Annotated in this window: 14 protein-coding genes; 3 read left to right on the top strand and 11 right to left on the bottom strand. The window is 39.1% G+C overall.

Going from position 1 to position 15,868, the window contains the following annotated elements; translation table 11 throughout:
- Nucleotides 1–160: 160 nt before the first annotated feature.
- The gene (locus ACRWQN_RS01905; protein ID WP_434939606.1) at nt 161–1,381 is read right to left on the bottom strand and encodes an MFS transporter; all 1,221 of its coding nucleotides are present in this window, start codon (nt 1,379–1,381) and stop codon (nt 161–163) included.
- 187 nt (nt 1,382–1,568) lie between these two features.
- Here ACRWQN_RS01905 and gtfA point away from each other — a divergent pair, with 187 nt between their 5' ends.
- Complete coding sequence (gtfA, locus tag ACRWQN_RS01900) at nt 1,569–3,050, top strand: sucrose phosphorylase (RefSeq protein ID WP_434939605.1); 1,482 nt, start codon at nt 1,569–1,571, stop codon at nt 3,048–3,050.
- A 101-nt stretch (nt 3,051–3,151) separates the two neighbouring features.
- Here gtfA and ACRWQN_RS01895 read toward each other — a convergent pair whose 3' ends face one another.
- The 3 genes from ACRWQN_RS01895 to ACRWQN_RS01885 all read right to left on the bottom strand — a co-directional run bounded on the left by ACRWQN_RS01895 (nt 3,152) and on the right by ACRWQN_RS01885 (nt 6,432).
- Nucleotides 3,152–4,183, bottom strand: a complete 1,032-nt coding sequence (locus tag ACRWQN_RS01895; protein ID WP_434939603.1) for a LacI family DNA-binding transcriptional regulator — start codon at nt 4,181–4,183, stop codon at nt 3,152–3,154.
- A 155-nt stretch (nt 4,184–4,338) separates the two neighbouring features.
- Nucleotides 4,339–4,902, bottom strand: a complete 564-nt coding sequence (locus tag ACRWQN_RS01890) for a C40 family peptidase (RefSeq protein ID WP_434939601.1) — start codon at nt 4,900–4,902, stop codon at nt 4,339–4,341.
- Nucleotides 4,903–5,115: 213 nt separating this feature from the next.
- Complete coding sequence (locus ACRWQN_RS01885) at nt 5,116–6,432, bottom strand: anaerobic C4-dicarboxylate transporter (RefSeq protein ID WP_434939600.1); 1,317 nt, start codon at nt 6,430–6,432, stop codon at nt 5,116–5,118.
- A gap of 302 nt (nt 6,433–6,734) precedes the next feature.
- Between ACRWQN_RS01885 and ACRWQN_RS01880 the strand changes: the two genes are divergently transcribed.
- Complete coding sequence (locus tag ACRWQN_RS01880; protein ID WP_434939598.1) at nt 6,735–7,508, top strand: substrate-binding periplasmic protein; 774 nt, start codon at nt 6,735–6,737, stop codon at nt 7,506–7,508.
- 102 nt (nt 7,509–7,610) lie between these two features.
- Here the strand turns inward: ACRWQN_RS01880 and ACRWQN_RS01875 are convergent, their stop codons facing one another.
- On the bottom strand, nt 7,611–8,165 hold the full coding sequence (locus ACRWQN_RS01875; RefSeq protein ID WP_434939597.1) for a BON domain-containing protein: 555 nt from the start codon (nt 8,163–8,165) through the stop codon (nt 7,611–7,613).
- A 189-nt stretch (nt 8,166–8,354) separates the two neighbouring features.
- On the bottom strand, nt 8,355–8,855 hold the full coding sequence (locus ACRWQN_RS01870; RefSeq protein WP_434939596.1) for a hypothetical protein: 501 nt from the start codon (nt 8,853–8,855) through the stop codon (nt 8,355–8,357).
- Between the two features lie 260 nt (nt 8,856–9,115).
- Here ACRWQN_RS01870 and ACRWQN_RS01865 point away from each other — a divergent pair, with 260 nt between their 5' ends.
- Nucleotides 9,116–10,474: a sigma-54 interaction domain-containing protein gene (locus tag ACRWQN_RS01865; RefSeq protein WP_434927714.1), complete on the top strand. Its 1,359-nt coding sequence runs from the start codon at nt 9,116–9,118 to the stop codon at nt 10,472–10,474.
- Here the strand turns inward: ACRWQN_RS01865 and ACRWQN_RS01860 are convergent.
- The 5 genes from ACRWQN_RS01860 to ACRWQN_RS01840 all read right to left on the bottom strand — a co-directional run bounded on the left by ACRWQN_RS01860 (nt 10,471) and on the right by ACRWQN_RS01840 (nt 15,795).
- Nucleotides 10,471–12,141: a diacylglycerol kinase family protein gene (locus tag ACRWQN_RS01860; RefSeq protein WP_434939595.1), complete on the bottom strand. Its 1,671-nt coding sequence runs from the start codon at nt 12,139–12,141 to the stop codon at nt 10,471–10,473. The genes ACRWQN_RS01865 and ACRWQN_RS01860 overlap by 4 nt on opposite strands.
- A 61-nt stretch (nt 12,142–12,202) precedes the next feature.
- On the bottom strand, nt 12,203–12,397 hold the full coding sequence (locus ACRWQN_RS01855; RefSeq protein ID WP_434939593.1) for a hypothetical protein: 195 nt from the start codon (nt 12,395–12,397) through the stop codon (nt 12,203–12,205).
- 74 nt (nt 12,398–12,471) lie between these two features.
- Nucleotides 12,472–12,648, bottom strand: coding sequence for a DUF1328 domain-containing protein (locus tag ACRWQN_RS01850; RefSeq protein WP_434927711.1), 177 nt, complete (start codon nt 12,646–12,648; stop codon nt 12,472–12,474).
- Between the two features lie 508 nt (nt 12,649–13,156).
- Entirely contained in the window at nt 13,157–14,584 is a 1,428-nt protein-coding gene (locus tag ACRWQN_RS01845) for a hypothetical protein (RefSeq protein ID WP_434939591.1), read from the bottom strand.
- 221 nt (nt 14,585–14,805) lie between these two features.
- Nucleotides 14,806–15,795 carry a hypothetical protein gene (locus ACRWQN_RS01840; protein ID WP_434939589.1) on the bottom strand — a complete coding sequence of 330 codons (990 nt, stop codon included), beginning with the start codon at nt 15,793–15,795 and terminating at the stop codon, nt 14,806–14,808.
- Nucleotides 15,796–15,868 lie beyond the last annotated feature (73 nt).

Genomic DNA, 15,868 nt, shown 5'->3' with positions numbered 1-15,868 from the left:
AAGAGGCTAATCTCAAGCCCTTACTTAATCGATTAAGTTACAAGTTAGCAACTAAACAGTAAATTGCAAGTACAATTTATGTTCAATTATCGTTAACAGGATTAAAAAATCGTCTAAGTAGATGTTTATTAGATTAAATATTTATAATCGCAGGGGTTCATTATTTAGCGTCAGCGGTCAATAAATGTCCTGACGGATCACGAAACAGATTGTAGGCTGCCAATAAACACAACATAAATGCAAAGCCGGTTGCTAAATAAAACCCGTATTTAACATGACCAAATATGTCGCCTACCACTCCCATCAACAATGGGCCTAATGCAGCAGAAAGCGCAGTAAAGAATAAAATGACCCCAGCAACCGAACCATGTTGATCAACCGGGAAACAACTGATCCCTTTGGAGTTTAATGTCGGATACATCATAGACATAAACAAACCAGATAAAGGCAATAAAATAACCGCAGCCGAAATGCCATACACCATAGCGCCTAAATAACATAAGCTAATTGCCAAACTGAACCAAAACATCACCTGTTGCCAACTGAATTGATTGAGGATCCATCCACCTAAGAAACGTCCCAATGCCCGCAATGTGAAAAAGATTGTTAACGCATACGTTGCGATTAATGCCAACTCACCTTCATAGTTGAGTAATAACGTCGGCATCCAAACATAAATAGCCACTTCAGTAGCAACATAAAGCCCAATCGCTAAAGAGTAGCCTAATGCATAAGGGTTTTTCATCATGCTAAACGTACTGGCGAGATTAATATTTTGAGTAGATGAGCGCTTAAGTTGCGGGTATTCAGCCTTATAAGCTAACCAACATAATATTAAACAAAATGCCCCAGCACCAAAATACAGATACTTCCACGACACGCCTGTTATCAATAAATAACTGACAATCGCCGGACCAACCATAGCACCCACACCAAAAAAGCCTTCAACGGTATTCATGGTACTTGAATGTTGTTTTGAGTTAGTTGAAATATCACCGATTAATCCTAGCGCACCCGTTTTGAACACCCCAATAGCAATACCGACTAACGCCAACAAACACAGAAAATAGTAAAATGACTCACCTAAAGCGAACATAAAACTGGCTAGCGCAAACAACATTAAACCAATTAAAATTGTTATTTTTCGGCCTAACTTATCTGCCAGAAAGCCTAAAAACAGCCCACTTAATGCAATAAAAAGCATTGGCATGTAATGAAATGCGCTCGCTTGTGACATCGATAAGTCAAATGTGTTAATCAGCTCAGGAATAATCACTCCCACTGCATCAGAGGTCATCGCGAACATAAAAAACATTAAATACGTTAGTATTCTTATCCTAGAGTTACTGCAATTATCTAGCTCTTTCATATGGTTAACCATACTCCCCACCTTCTTGTTATATGTTTTCTTTGTGGTCACACAGTCTATTTATGGCGACACATTCGTCTTCTCCCACAGAAAACGAATTCAATATTTAAACAAAGCCCTTGAATAATGTTTCATATTGGTTAAATATACAACTTAATCGATTAAGTTTTTTTAAATACTTACTTTAAGAGTCACCAAAATGAAAAATAATGTTCAGCTGATCACTTACGTAGATCGTATAGCGCACTCAGACTTAAAAGGACTCAAACAGGTTCTCGACACAGAACTGCATGATCTCTTTGGTGGCGTACATCTGTTACCTTTTTACTATCCAATTGACGGCAGCGATGCTGGCTTTGACCCTATAGACCATGCAAAAGTAGATGAACGTCTTGGTGATTGGAATGACGTAAAGCAGATTGGCCAGCAATACGACATCATGGCAGACTTAATCGTTAACCACATGTCTGCAGAGTCTACCGAGTTTCAAGACGTGCTTGCCAACGGCAAAAACTCTGCTTACTGGGATTTATTTTTAACCAAAGATAGTGTATTCCCAAACGGTTTAAGTACAGAAAACCAAGCTAAAATTTATCGCCCACGTCCGGGGAGTTGCTTCACTAACTATAAACTTGCCGACGGGACAGAAGCCGAGTTTTGGACGACTTTTACCTCAAACCAAATTGATATTAATGTGCATACCGCTGCAGGTCAGGCGCATTTAAACAAGGTGCTAACGCGTTTTCATGAAAGCAAAGTCGATCTTATTCGTCTTGACGCTGCTGGCTATGCGATTAAAAAGCCGGGCACTAGCTGCTTTATGATTGAAGAGTCATTTGAATTTGTCGATGAGTTAGCCAAAAAAGCCAACAGTCTAGGCATGACGACCCTTGCCGAAATTCACTCGCACTACATGACCCAACTCGATATCGCTAAGCGGGTAGACATGGTGTACGACTTTGCGCTACCGCCATTGATTCTCCACAGCTTATTTAGCCAAGATGTCAGTGCATTAAGCCATTGGCTATCCATTGCCCCACGCAACTGTGTCACGGTATTAGACACCCATGACGGTATTGGCATTATTGACGCTGGCCCGGTCGGCAATAAAGCAGGTTTATTAACCGCTGCAGAAATTGATAACTTAGTTAATCGCATCCATAGCAATAGCAAAGGTGAAAGCCTGCAAGCAACAGGTGCTGCAGCCAGCAATGTCGACCTATACCAAGTTAATTGCACCTACTACGACGCGCTTGGCCAAAATGACATTGATTATTTAATCGCTCGAAGCGTGCAATTTTTTGCTCCCGGTATTCCGCAGGTGTATTACACCGGTTTACTGGCAGTACCTAATGCCATGGAGTTACTGAATCAAACTCAAGTAGGTCGCGACATTAATCGCCCTTATCTACAGGTAAGCGACATTCAAACAGCCATGCAAAAACCGGTTGTTAAAACGCTATGTGAGCTGATCACTCTTCGAAATAACGTTGATGCCTTTAATGGTGAGTTCACCATGATAAACCAGGCTAATCAGTTAGATCTTTGTTGGGTGCATGGCGACAGTTCAGCCAAGTTAAGCGTTAATTTTGCCACCAAAGAAACCCATATCAACATCGTTGAATCTCAGCAATCGACTCACATTGTACTGGCAGATTTATTGGCTAAACACAGCGGATAATCTGACGGGTAATTTAAGCTCAAACGTAAATAAGGCGCCTATTAGGCGCCTTATTTTTATCAACATATTTGTATCGAAACCGCCCGGTCATCAATATTAAATCAACAACTGCCACCACGTGACAATTCATAACCTAACACTTCAGCATGATGGGCATCAGCAATAAACATTTCAGCGGCTTTACGGCCTTTTTGTTCTGAATACTGAAACACGGTCGTCAGCGGCGGGATAGCCCGAGTACCTTCGTCAATACCATCAAAACCCACCACTCGAACATCTTGTGGTATACGTAAACCTTGTTGGATTGCCTCGCGCATTAAACTCAAAGCAATTAAATCACTCATGCACAAAAATACATTCGGACGCGGTACACAATTAAGCGCCTCTTTGGCAGCTATGGTCGCAAAGCCGGCATTACTTTCAGGGATATTCCAAATGCGGTCATCACCAAGCTTAACCCCAGTATCACCAATGGCATCCAAATAACCTTGCAAACGCTGATGCGCTACAGACGTGTCAATTTCCATAGAATGAATATCATACACGCGGCAGGTTAAATGAGTATCAAGCAAGCGTAATCCAAGAATTGCGACCTGATCTTGCTCAGATTGAATAGCCAACTTAGCCACTTCATAGGCACCGGCTTTATTATCGATACTCACCGAAGCACTACGGTGAATATTAAAGTCGACCGTTACCACTTTTTTACTGATTTTTTTCAATTGCTCAGCCAATAAACGGTTACGGGGGCGACCATAACAAATAAAGCCATCGACAAAGTCATTGACGCCATTCACATTGTCAGAGCTGCCAGAAAACAACAGTAAATTAATTTTATGTTGCTCGAAAACGGCCGCAACACCTTTCATAAATTTACTGGCCACAGGATCAGATACCATGTATTCAATACTGTCCGACAAAACTAATGCGACCGTATCAAACTTGCCGCGCCTTAAAGATTGCGCGGCTTTATTAGGTCCAAAATATCCTAGCTCATTGCAGGCAGCGAGAATGTCTGTGCGGCGTTTTTCCGACAACTGATCTGGACGATTAAACGCATTAGATACCGTCGCATTCGACACACCTAATTCTTTGGCAATACTTTTTAAGGTCCAATGCTTGGAGTCTGGCATAACGGGTCCGTTTACGTCGTGATTTTAGCCTAAACAGCTATTTATAAAATGAATATAACGATGCTAAGCGGTGAAAACAACCCAAGCAATACTTCAGATGCAGTCCTAAGGTTGAAGCGAATAAACGGCACCAGCTTGTAAAAACTGCTGCCAAATTATAAATGATCTTGCTGTTGAGCATGTTCGACCAGCCTGGCTAAAGACATATTTTGCTCAAACGTAGTACTTTTTAAACGTTTAGCAAACCAAAATCTCGGTTTCCAATACACGTTATTTAAACTGGAAATCTTAACCCCTTTTTTGGTTGATGCATGTAAAAACCTGGCATCTCCCATGTAAATGCCCACATGACGGGCGCTTTTACCGGTTTTAAAAAATACTAAATCGCCCACTTCTAAGGCTTCACGTGGGACTTCTTTACCTAATACACGTTGCGCATTGACAGAGCGAGGTAACTTTTCACCCACTATGTCAAGATAAGCTAAGTACACAAAACCAGAGCAATCAACACCTTGTTTACTCATACCACCTAATCGATAAGGCGTTCCCGCCCAATCCTGATGGTAAGCTAATAAATTAGGCTCACTCCACTTAGGTAATTTTGGCTCAGTCTTTACAGTCACAGGCTTTGGTGGAGGCTTAACCACTGTCACTGGCACCTGAGTAGCACAAGCACTCAGTAATACCGACAAGCTAATAAGCAGTAATTTCTTTCTCAATTTAATAGACCTCTAAGCCTAAATATATCTGTTAATCACGCTAAACTTTGTTTAAAAAGATTAACTTATCATTATACTGTTCAAGTAATAAACAGGATAATTTACACCAGTTAAAAAAAATCTCAAAATAAAACTTTCCTCCTCTAGCAAGTAAAAATGGCAACCTAGGGGCTGCCACTCATTCGCATCAATTATCTTGATGATAAATTGTGATTAATTTATCGCCATTGACAGGAAGTAACCAACCAAGGTTGCCGTGATCACGCCAATAAAGCCGGGAATAATAAAGCTGTGATTAAGTACATACTTACCAATATGAGTTGTGCCTGTTCTGTCAAAGCTTATCGCGGCTAAATCACTTGGGTAGAATGGGAAAAAGAAGTAAGCATAACACGCGGGTAGCACGCCGATTAATACTGGCGCCGGGATCCCCAATGAAAAACCTAATGGCAGCATAATAGTTAAAACCGCAGCCTGGCTTTTTAAGAAGATGGATGACACAAACATCGCAATAGCAAATGTCCATGGATACACACTGACAATATCGCTTACTGCGCTCACCAAATAGGTTTTATGGTGTTCTATAATGGTGTCGCTCATCCATGCAATACCAAAAATAATGATGACCGCGGTCATACCTGCGGTAAATACATTACTGGTGACCACTTTTTTAGGCGATACATTGGTAGCCAATAAGATAACCGCACCGACAGACAACATCATAAACTGAATCGCTACCGACATACTGACACCGCTGGGTAATACTTGTTTGCTAAACATAGCCACCATGATCACAGCAAAAATACCCAGTAAAAATACTATTAAACCTTTCTTTGCTGTTGCCTCTGCGGCTGGGGTTTGCACTTTATCAGCACTAGGATCGATTAATGACTCACGAAACTCATCATCTTTTAAACGTGCCTGAAACTCTTGATCTTTATCTAAATCTTTACCCCGCTTTAAGCTCCAAGTACACGCCACCAGCAAACCGATTAAGGTCGCAGGAATAGTCACCATCAATACATCAATTAAGCCAATATCAAGCTGATTATCTACCGCAGTTGCCAATACCACTGCCGCTGCGGCGGCTATTGGGCTTGCTGTAATGCCCATTTGTGAGGCGACTGTGGCCATTGCTAATGGTCGTTCAGGTCGGATACCTTTCTTGTATGAAACATCATAAATAACGGGCAGAAGTGGATAAACCGAATGACCAGTACCAACAAGTACAGTTAACGAATAGGTACACAGTGGGCCTAAAAAAACGATGTGTTCAGGGTGTTTACGTAATAGTTTTTCGGCAAACTTGACCAACAGTTTTAAACCACCAGTGGCCTCTAATGTTGCTGAAGCCGCGACTACAGCCAAAATAATCAGCATTACGCTGACAGGCGGCGTACCCGGTGCTATACCAAATACAAAAGCCAGTACCGAAACACCTAGCCCACCCAGTAAGCCAAAGGCGATTCCGCCATGGCGTATACCAACAAAAATGACAATTAGTAACAACAGCATATGTATATAAAACATTATCAGTACCTACCATATTAAATAGCTGTTGCAGGTATAACACAGCAGAAAATACCGTTAGTGACCAAAATCAAGCTATTGCATAAAGCGCCGTGCCTAATAGATAAAACTGTGAGTTATTGAACACTTTGTATGAGAGTTATACTCATCTAACTAATTAGTTTATAAAAATCAACTTGAAAGGTTATCTCAGCCAAGCTTCACCCACTCATTAACAAACTACCACTGATATATTTTTGACTTACAACGAGTCTAAGTTAATCTTAAGTGCAAAGTATAGTGATACAAAAGGGTGGCAATTAATGAATCGGCTGATAAATAAGTGCTTTAATGCAAAATCAAAAATGTTAACGGCTCACTTAAGCCTAATATTGATTGGATTGTTGCTATTACTTTCAAGCCAATTAGCCGCAGCAGCTGTGGTTGACAAAGTTATCACCATTACCACCCAGGAGTGGGCGCCTTACCAAATAGAAGTTGGTCAGAAAAATGATGGTTATGCGATAAAAGCCTTAGACTGTGTAATGGATAAACTTCAACAACCTTATAAGGTAATATTTCTCCCGTGGGGGCGTGCACAGTTAGAAGTGAAACAAGGCAAGTACGATGGTTTTTTTTCAGCCTCTCACAACAATGAAAGAGATGGTTTTGCGGTATTATCAAATACTTTTATTGCACAGCAATGGAACTTTTACTTACTCAAAAATACCGCTATCCCCTTAAATCAAGACGCGATTAAATCAAACGCACAATTTGGTGCTCGCAGACATTCCAACGCCACATTCTGGCTAAAAGAACACAATTATAACGTTATCCACCAAGCAAGCACTTTGGATGAGTTGATATACTTACTTGAAAAAAATCGCATAGGTGCGATCTTAGAAAACAACTTGTTTTTTGAAGCGGCAGCCAAACGAGTCAACATTCCAGTAAGTAATTTTGCTGTGGTGCCCAATCTAGATAGATCACTAGGTGTTTATTTTGGTAAAACCTTTTTGAAACAATATCCCGATTTTTTAGATAAATTTAATCAACATACTGAAAGTTGTAGATTTACCTCAGAAACCGTTGATTAAACGATTTTTCATATCAGTGTCATTTGGTTATATTACACTTAATAAGCAGCCAGCACGCAGGCTGGCCTTTTCGATCTAATGTCACCTTGATGTTGGTATAGTCTATGAATCCGTAATACTGAGTTCATCAACCACCTTATCTACATCGTCAGCATTTTTAGCAATAGCAACAACCAAGTCACGTTCTGCATCACTTGTTACTGTTCCTTCTAGTGTTACAACACCAGATTTAACATCAACATTAATATTAGAACCCGCTACATCATCAGAAAACAATAATCGTGTTTTAACAATCATTGCTATCTTAGCATCGGTTAGGTCATCACCTAAATCACCGCCTTTACTATCATCTTGCTGCATCATAACAGTCAATTGATTATCAACGCTTTCAACGCCATCTAAGCTTTTAACCAGCTCACCCGCTAATGATTTATCAATACTACTATCGACTTTACCCGTTAGAATAACCTTACCGGCGTGTACATCGGTATTGATATCAAACGAGTTAAGATTGGTGTTGAGCAATAATGTGGTTTCAACTTTACCGTCAACCCATGCGTCTTTAGCGTCATCCTTCCAATCTTGTGCTGCATTTGCAGAAAAAGCCATTGCACCAAGCATCGTACTTACTACCAAAGATAATGTTGTCTTATTCATAAAGATATCCTCCATTGTTTATCTTGATATAAGTACTGCGCAAATCATGTCAACAAATTAAACTCATGTTTTAAAAGGTTTTTATTATTTAACATGTGTGTAGACCTAATCATTTTTGGACATTTTTACCGATAACAGGTAACTTTTTCACTTGAGTGATATCTAATATTCAAATGGCGATGCAATCATTCAATTAGCAGCATTTTTACGGCCCACATAGAGACTTTTCATACTATCGCACTCCATTTGAAGCCATGCACAGCCTTCCGCTAATTGCTGAGCAACCTCTTTATTTGTTACCTGCCGAGCAGCCGACTTAAGTTGATTTAAAGCCTGTTGTTCTATATCTAAAAGCCACCCTATTGCTGTCCATAGTTTATCTTGCTTTATTGCATCACTTGCATATGTATATCCTGTAATAAAAGACGATGAGCTAATTGGTTGAACATCATAAGATGCCACTTCACCTTGCTTTATTCGCTGAAATAAGGGCACTAAATGTTGCAACATAGATCTTCTAGTTGCAGCCATATCCATAAAAATACGCTTGAAATTATAGTCATCCATATCGGCAATCGTTTGCGAGTAAAACAACTGCCCCGCTTGACACAAATCAATTGCATCGCGAATAACCCCTAAATCGATTTGCTTGCTTGATAAATAGTTAATCTGTGAATATTGCAATGTCATTTCTCCTACCATTAAATAACTAATAGCTATCCTGTAATATTTGTAGTCATAATGGATAAACTAATATGGCTCACCTTATGATTGAGTCATGCATAATTCGTACACAACACTGAAAAACCATTAAAAAATTGATTAATAAGTTATTATTTGCAAAACCTTCTCGACACAAACAACATGTTAAGAAAAAGTTACCGATTGTTATTGTCAAATTTACACAGTTGCCATTAGTTAAATGAGCACCAAAAAGGAGTAACACTGACATGGCCGGTCCTATCTTGTTTTACCACTTGCTTCATCCTCAAACAGCTACACGGCTCTTACAAGTAGCTAGTTGTAGGCATTTCAATAAAATAGCGAGTATTACTGAGCTCCCTTGGCCAACACAACTTGAGGCGAGTAACGCAGATGTGGCAATTATTGAAGTATCTCAATTAAGCCAAGCTGATTATGCCAGCCTTACAGGTAACGCCTTAATGTCTGACATTGAATTTATCTTTTTAAGTGAAGGGAAACCCAACCCTAACCTTGATAAATTAATGTCAGAAGGTGCTGGCTACCATTTTAGACAGCCATACGATATGGAACTCATTGATGACACCCTAAGTGATTTCGCTCAAGACTTATTACTAGAATCATCTAAACGCCAGCAGGTATTATCCAGTGAGTTAGATCAATATGGATTACTCGTTGGCTCATCCCGTGCTATGCATAAGCTGTATCGCACTGTTCGCAAAGTCGCGGTGACAGAAAGCAATGTATTAATTGTTGGCGAGAGTGGTGCAGGTAAAGAATTAGTCGCTAACACTATTCATCTTGCAAGTAACAGATCAAACGAACCTTTTATTGCAATTAACTGTGGTGCACTCAGTCCGGAATTAGTCGACAGCGAGCTATTTGGTCACACTAAAGGGGCTTTTACCGGTGCACACCGTGATCATCGTGGGGTATTTGATCAAGCTGAAGGCGGGACGTTATTTCTAGATGAAATTACTGAAATGCCCATTGATCATCAAGTGAAATTATTAAGGGTATTAGAGAATAGCGAATATCGCCCCATTGGCAGTGCCAGTGTAAAAAAGGCCAATGTACGCATTATCGCTGCAACTAATCGTGATCCTGCTAGCGCTATTGAGCATGGTCTTTTTCGTGAGGATTTATACTTCAGACTAGCTCACTTTCCTATTCGCGTTCCACCACTTCGTGATAGAGGTGATGATATTTTCGGGTTGGCAAAACATTTTTTAGCCTATAGAAATGTCGCTGAAAAACTCAATAAAATCTTTACGCCAGAAGCTGTCAGTTTTATTCAACAACAGCGTTGGGCAGGTAATGTGCGTGAGTTAAAGCATGCCATTGAAAGAGCTTATATTCTCGCTGACGATACGATTGACAGAAGTCATTTCAACATACTTGAAACCGAATCTAAGCCAGAAAATACCACAGATAAGATTATAGTACCCGCTGGTATGCGTTTAGATGAAATAGAAAAGGTCGCTATTTATCAAGCGCTAGAGCAAGCTGACGGTAACAAAAATGATACCGCCGAACAACTGGGTATAAGCGTTAAAACCTTGTATAACAAACTCAGTAAGTATGAAGATAAAGGCAGTGCCGATTAACGCCTCAAAATCGGGCTGGTTTTAGGCACAAAAACCTTCAATGATTTCGGCACAACCTCTACCGTGACATCATTAGATTCAAAAAGCTCTCCATCAATCACATAATGTATTTTTTGTTGAGCTGTTAAGTATATTCTTTTAGCTTGGGCATGATGTATTGCATCAGACTCAAGCTTGTTATTAGTTTGGTTCCACAGACGCGTAATCCCAGTAAATAATAAATCGACCAAACTCAGTAGCTGCTCTTGTGATGACTCTGTCGGCTCAATCCAAGTAATATCTAATAGTCCATCAATGATATTAGGCTCGCCATTACCCTGTGCGAGTAAACTGCTGAAAGGTGCTGAATTGGCAATCACTATACTGGTAGTATCAATGGTATGTGTTTTACCATCATCTAATTGCATAGACAAAGATAATGGCTGATTTTCATCAATGGCATCCCATAGGCCACTCAAATAAGCAAACTGACCCGACTCATTTTTTTTATCTCGATTAGCAGTTTCAATCATCTTATGTTCAAAACCAATACCCACTAGCAATAGCATTATCCGTTCATTACATATTGCGGTATCAATAGGTTGATAATGGCCTTGAATCAAAATATCCACGGCTTGAGCAACAGGGATCACCTTACTGCCGACACCAAATAAGGTATGAGCCAAGGCATTTGTCGTCCCCATCGGAATAATACCTAATGTCATTGTGGTGTTTACCAATATCGAAGCAACTTCATTAACCGTACCGTCCCCCCCACAGGCTACAACTATATCTGCCCCGCACTTAACGGCTTCACGGGCTTGTACTGCAGCATCTTTATCTTCTGTCGTCTCAAGCAGCTTTACTCGATAATAGCTCGATAAGGTTTGTTGAATATATTCAGCATCATCTTGCCACTTGCCACCACCCGACACAGGATTAGCAATTAAATAGAGTGTTTTATTAATTTTAATACGATTTTGTTGGTACATTTGGGATACTTTTGTAAATTGCCATTTATTCAAACGAGCGGTATGGCGAATTTCATTAATAGAATGCAACACATCCTCTAAATTACTTTTGCTATCGCGACAAGCAAGATAAGAAGCTAGCACGAGTACTGACCGTCCACGGCCTAGCGCACAATGTACTACAACCTTTTTACCGTTACGAACCTGATTATTTAGCCAATTTATCGCCTGATTAAGTTGTGCTTCCGAGGGGACACTATGATCTAAAACAGGCACATTTAAATAATCAATATCTTCAGCCAATAATGTGCCATCTAATGCATCAAATTCAGCCGTCACATCGAGAATGGCATCAACCCCTTGGGTTTTAAGGTATTCAATATCAGAAGGAAATAGACGGCATGCTAAATAGAGTTGATCTTCAATTTTTTGAATTGCGGGTACTTTATCGTGTTTTCTTGCCCAGGCATTATAAACCTGACACCCCAATAGAAAAGGGACGAATCCCCAGCTGATATACCAAGGAATTGAACCATTTTGTTTTTTACGAAAAACACCACCAGCATTAAACCAATAAGCAAAACTCACTAAACCCAAAGAGAGTGCTAACCAACCAATAAAAAATTTAGCCCATGGTGAATTAAATAACACACACAAAAGCGCAGCTAATAAAGCCCCGCCTGTGTAGTAATACTTAATATTTATCTTGGTTAACATATAAGCGTCCTATTTTAAAAACAACAGAAATCAGCGCATTATTGTGCGCTGCCTAGTATCTTTAACAGTTAGGGTCTTCTGCTTTAAGACCTTCCTTTACGTCTTCACACGCGTCTTCAACTGCATTACCGGCGTCTGTCATCATCTCATCAACTTTTTCACCCGCATTTTCAGCTTTGTTATCAGAGCACGCCATCATGCCTACTGTTGTTAATCCTAATAAAATCATCATGCTTAATTTTTTTAGTAAATTCATATTGATCTCCTTGACCATGAGGCCATTCCATTTGTAGTTTATGTATTAAATTATAAGGCGTCACTTGCATCATGTTATGCCCTAGGTGCTTTACCTCGTATTGCACTTGCTACTAAAGAGATAACAAGTAACACAATAAAAATAAAGAAGATTATTTTCGCAATACCGGCTGCCGTACCAGCAATACCACCAAAACCTAACACCCCTGCAATGATAGCAATAACTAAAAACATCAATGTCCAACCTAACATAAGAAACCTCCTTGAGTATGGGACGATCAATAACGCACAAAAACAAACTAGTATTAATGAACAACTGTTTGTGTTTCATTTAACTACTTTATACCAAGCCAACTTCATGCCAATCTTTAAAAAACCAACTAAGAAACTAATAAATAAAGAAAATAAATTTAAATTCTTTATTTCAATATCATTAACAAACTAAGTTATTGGCAATAATTACCGACAATTCGGTAAGAGTTTCACATTAATTATGGGCAAAGGTGCATTCCAATAAATTATTGGGGATATCGACGAAAAATCGAGGTGGTTACAACAAGATGACGAAGAGGCATTAGAAAAAGTATGAATAAAAAAACGATTGATTAAAGGAAAAACGACCTAAAGTTATAAAGCAGAGTTCCTCTGTATTTTGGCAAAAGAACTCATAAAAAACTCTTTTGTGAGGCGACAATAAAGTTTGCCCGTAAAGAATTTCAACCTATGCTGGGCCATAGTACTACCTAGGACAAGTTGCACGCTAACCTCTTTTAAACCGCCACCTTATCGCTAACGCCGATAGAGCGATACATGTTAGCGAAACTATACTTTGTAAAATTGCCACATACATTATTGGATGCGTGGAAACCTCTTTATCCATCAAAGGTGTTAACTCTCTTACGGACCAAAATGGGAGTGTCATTTGCTTCGTTGAAAAATACAAAGATTTGGCAAGTAATTCAGAATCAATTGGCAGGTATACTGAAACCTTTTGAGACATACAAATCGCATATATAAGAGCAAAAATAAACATGGATAATATGAGAATAACCAAAGGCTTAATCGCGTTGTTTCCATAGTCAGAAATAATTCCATAGAAATATCTAAACCCATTCCTTTTACCTGAGCAACTTTCCTTCTTCAGAATAGATTCCTGCTCTAAATAGAAGAATTCACCTTCCAACTCTCTGTTTCTTTGCTCCTCCATATGTAAGCGAAGTGCTCTAAATGCCGCGATACTGCCATCATCCTCACAAGCGGAAAAGTAAGAGGCGTCAGGGAAAATACTTCCTTGAGGTATTTCTGAATTATAAAAAACTGGAGGAGTGAAAAAAGTAGTTTTTCCAAAGTCAATTGAGTTATGAATTATCCGCCCATGAAAGTATGATTTGCCAAGTGAACAGTTATTAATAGATATAACGTTGACTTTTCTTTCCTGCTCTTCCTTTATATTTCCAACGAAAAAGTTAAACATCTTTCCTAAAGTGGAATTGTTTGCTTTTATATTCCTGACTGTTAAATTTTCTAAATCGATATATGTTTCGATAAAGTGTGCATTTTCAAAAATGAGGTCTAGAATAAGATCTTGTTTAATCTCCAACACATTGCACCGATTACCCAACTCTTTATCTACATTAATGTTTTCAAAGTGAATCGTTTCTAGCTCAGCACCCCCGAACCTAACTTCAGAGGATTCAAATGTGACATTTTTAATAAACACCGAAGATCTTTCATCGTTTTCACATTTATTAGGGAAATAATGCAATTTAGACTCTATCGAACTATCTGTTATTTCGAGACTAATATTAATATTATGAATAAAAATGTTGTGAATATAACTATTTTCGATCCGAAGAGTATGAGAAAAAATACCACTAAGCATGTTTAGGCGTATGTCTTCGTTTGGGGTCTCTGTTAATACTGAATTTTTTACATAAACAGCCCTAAAACAAGAGCTTTCAATTGTAATTCCATTGTAACTTTCGAATTTACAATCTTCTATATGAAGGGAGGCGCCCCGTGATGCACCTTTAATCTTTAACCCATTTCTTACCGTACAGTTTTTGATGATTATACTTTTTACATTTTCATCAGGCACAACCTCATAAGTATCTAAAACTAAAGAATCTAGAGTGATATTAAAATGAGAATCTAGTTTCTTAATTTTTTTTACAATGTACGAGCCCATTTATTTAAATCCCTTTCTAGCTTAGTTTTTGCCTAACAAGACCTAAATAAAGTCCAGCTGAAAATCTTCACGAACCCTAGCTACTTTCCAACCGTTAGTCTTTAATTTTTCAAAGTCCTCGCTTGTCCAATCTATGTTGCTTGTGGCTGTTTTTTTATGGGATTCAGGAATAGCCAAACAAATGAGGTGAGTGGGTCGAGTTAATCCAACATACAGCGTATTTAGCCAATTTTTTTAGAGCCAGTCGCTTCATTAGCTCGCTGCTCCCCAAGAAGATAAGGCTTCAATTGACCAAGTATTGGTCCCCGATTTGTACTTTCAAGCAACAGCGTTGCTGTATGCGTTTGTCCTTTGACCGAATGGATAGTACCAAGCCTAAGATCAATAGTGTCCTCACTATCATTGAATTTATGCCTATATAAATTATTTCTTTCACCCGCACCTTCTTCGAGGTGACTATCAGGAAGATCGACTTCATACCAATCAATAAACTTGATTTTAGATAGATCGATGTCAGCTCTATCAATAAGAGAGCTAATCACCTCGAGAACAATTGCAGTTAAAGCTTCCCAGTTATGTTCATCCACTTTATTTGGGTTAGTCAAAGACTGCAGAACAACTTGGGTATAGGCTACTGACAAAGCATCGCCAACTTCACGCTTAATGGCACTATGTTTATTTGCCACTGACTTTATCTTTGAAAAACTTGTGCCTTTAATATCATCGAGACTGTCACTACTGATTAAAAAACAAGCTCTCAATACTCCTTCGGCAAACTTTTCCATACCAGCAAATAGGCTCTTGGTATCCCGAATTAGATATCTGCCATGATTCAGGTAATCAATTAAATAGCTATGCTGCTGGTATTCTTTCGTCATCTTATCAGCAATATATGGCGCATAATAATCCATAATAGTTCTTGCAAACTCTTCTGTTGAAGGAGCTCCATCCCTCTCTTTATGTACATGGGAACAAACCTTCACATTTGCAGACTCAAGCTCAAAAGAGGCTAGTTCCTTTGATAGGAGCTCTGCAAATGCAGGAATAACAAAACTTCTGGTCTCTTCAGTAAAAACCAATACACAATGATTACAACCTCCATTAGAAGCAGCTCTCACTCCCTGCATTGCGATGTCTAAAGGATTTGTCTCAAAGCTCGCTGCAATTGATGAAATACTTTGATCAAATCGATGACTAACAGGTAAGGTCAATTTGGCAATACTAGATGATGGATATGGATCTAAGCCTGTAGTGGCACCTCTATTTTGGCCACCTAAATAGAGG

Source organism: Shewanella sp. HL-SH8, from assembly GCF_051165765.1.
In the GTDB taxonomy this organism is placed as follows: Bacteria; Pseudomonadota; Gammaproteobacteria; order Enterobacterales; family Shewanellaceae; genus Shewanella; species Shewanella glacialimarina.
This window is presented reverse-complemented; position numbering and strand designations above follow the sequence as displayed.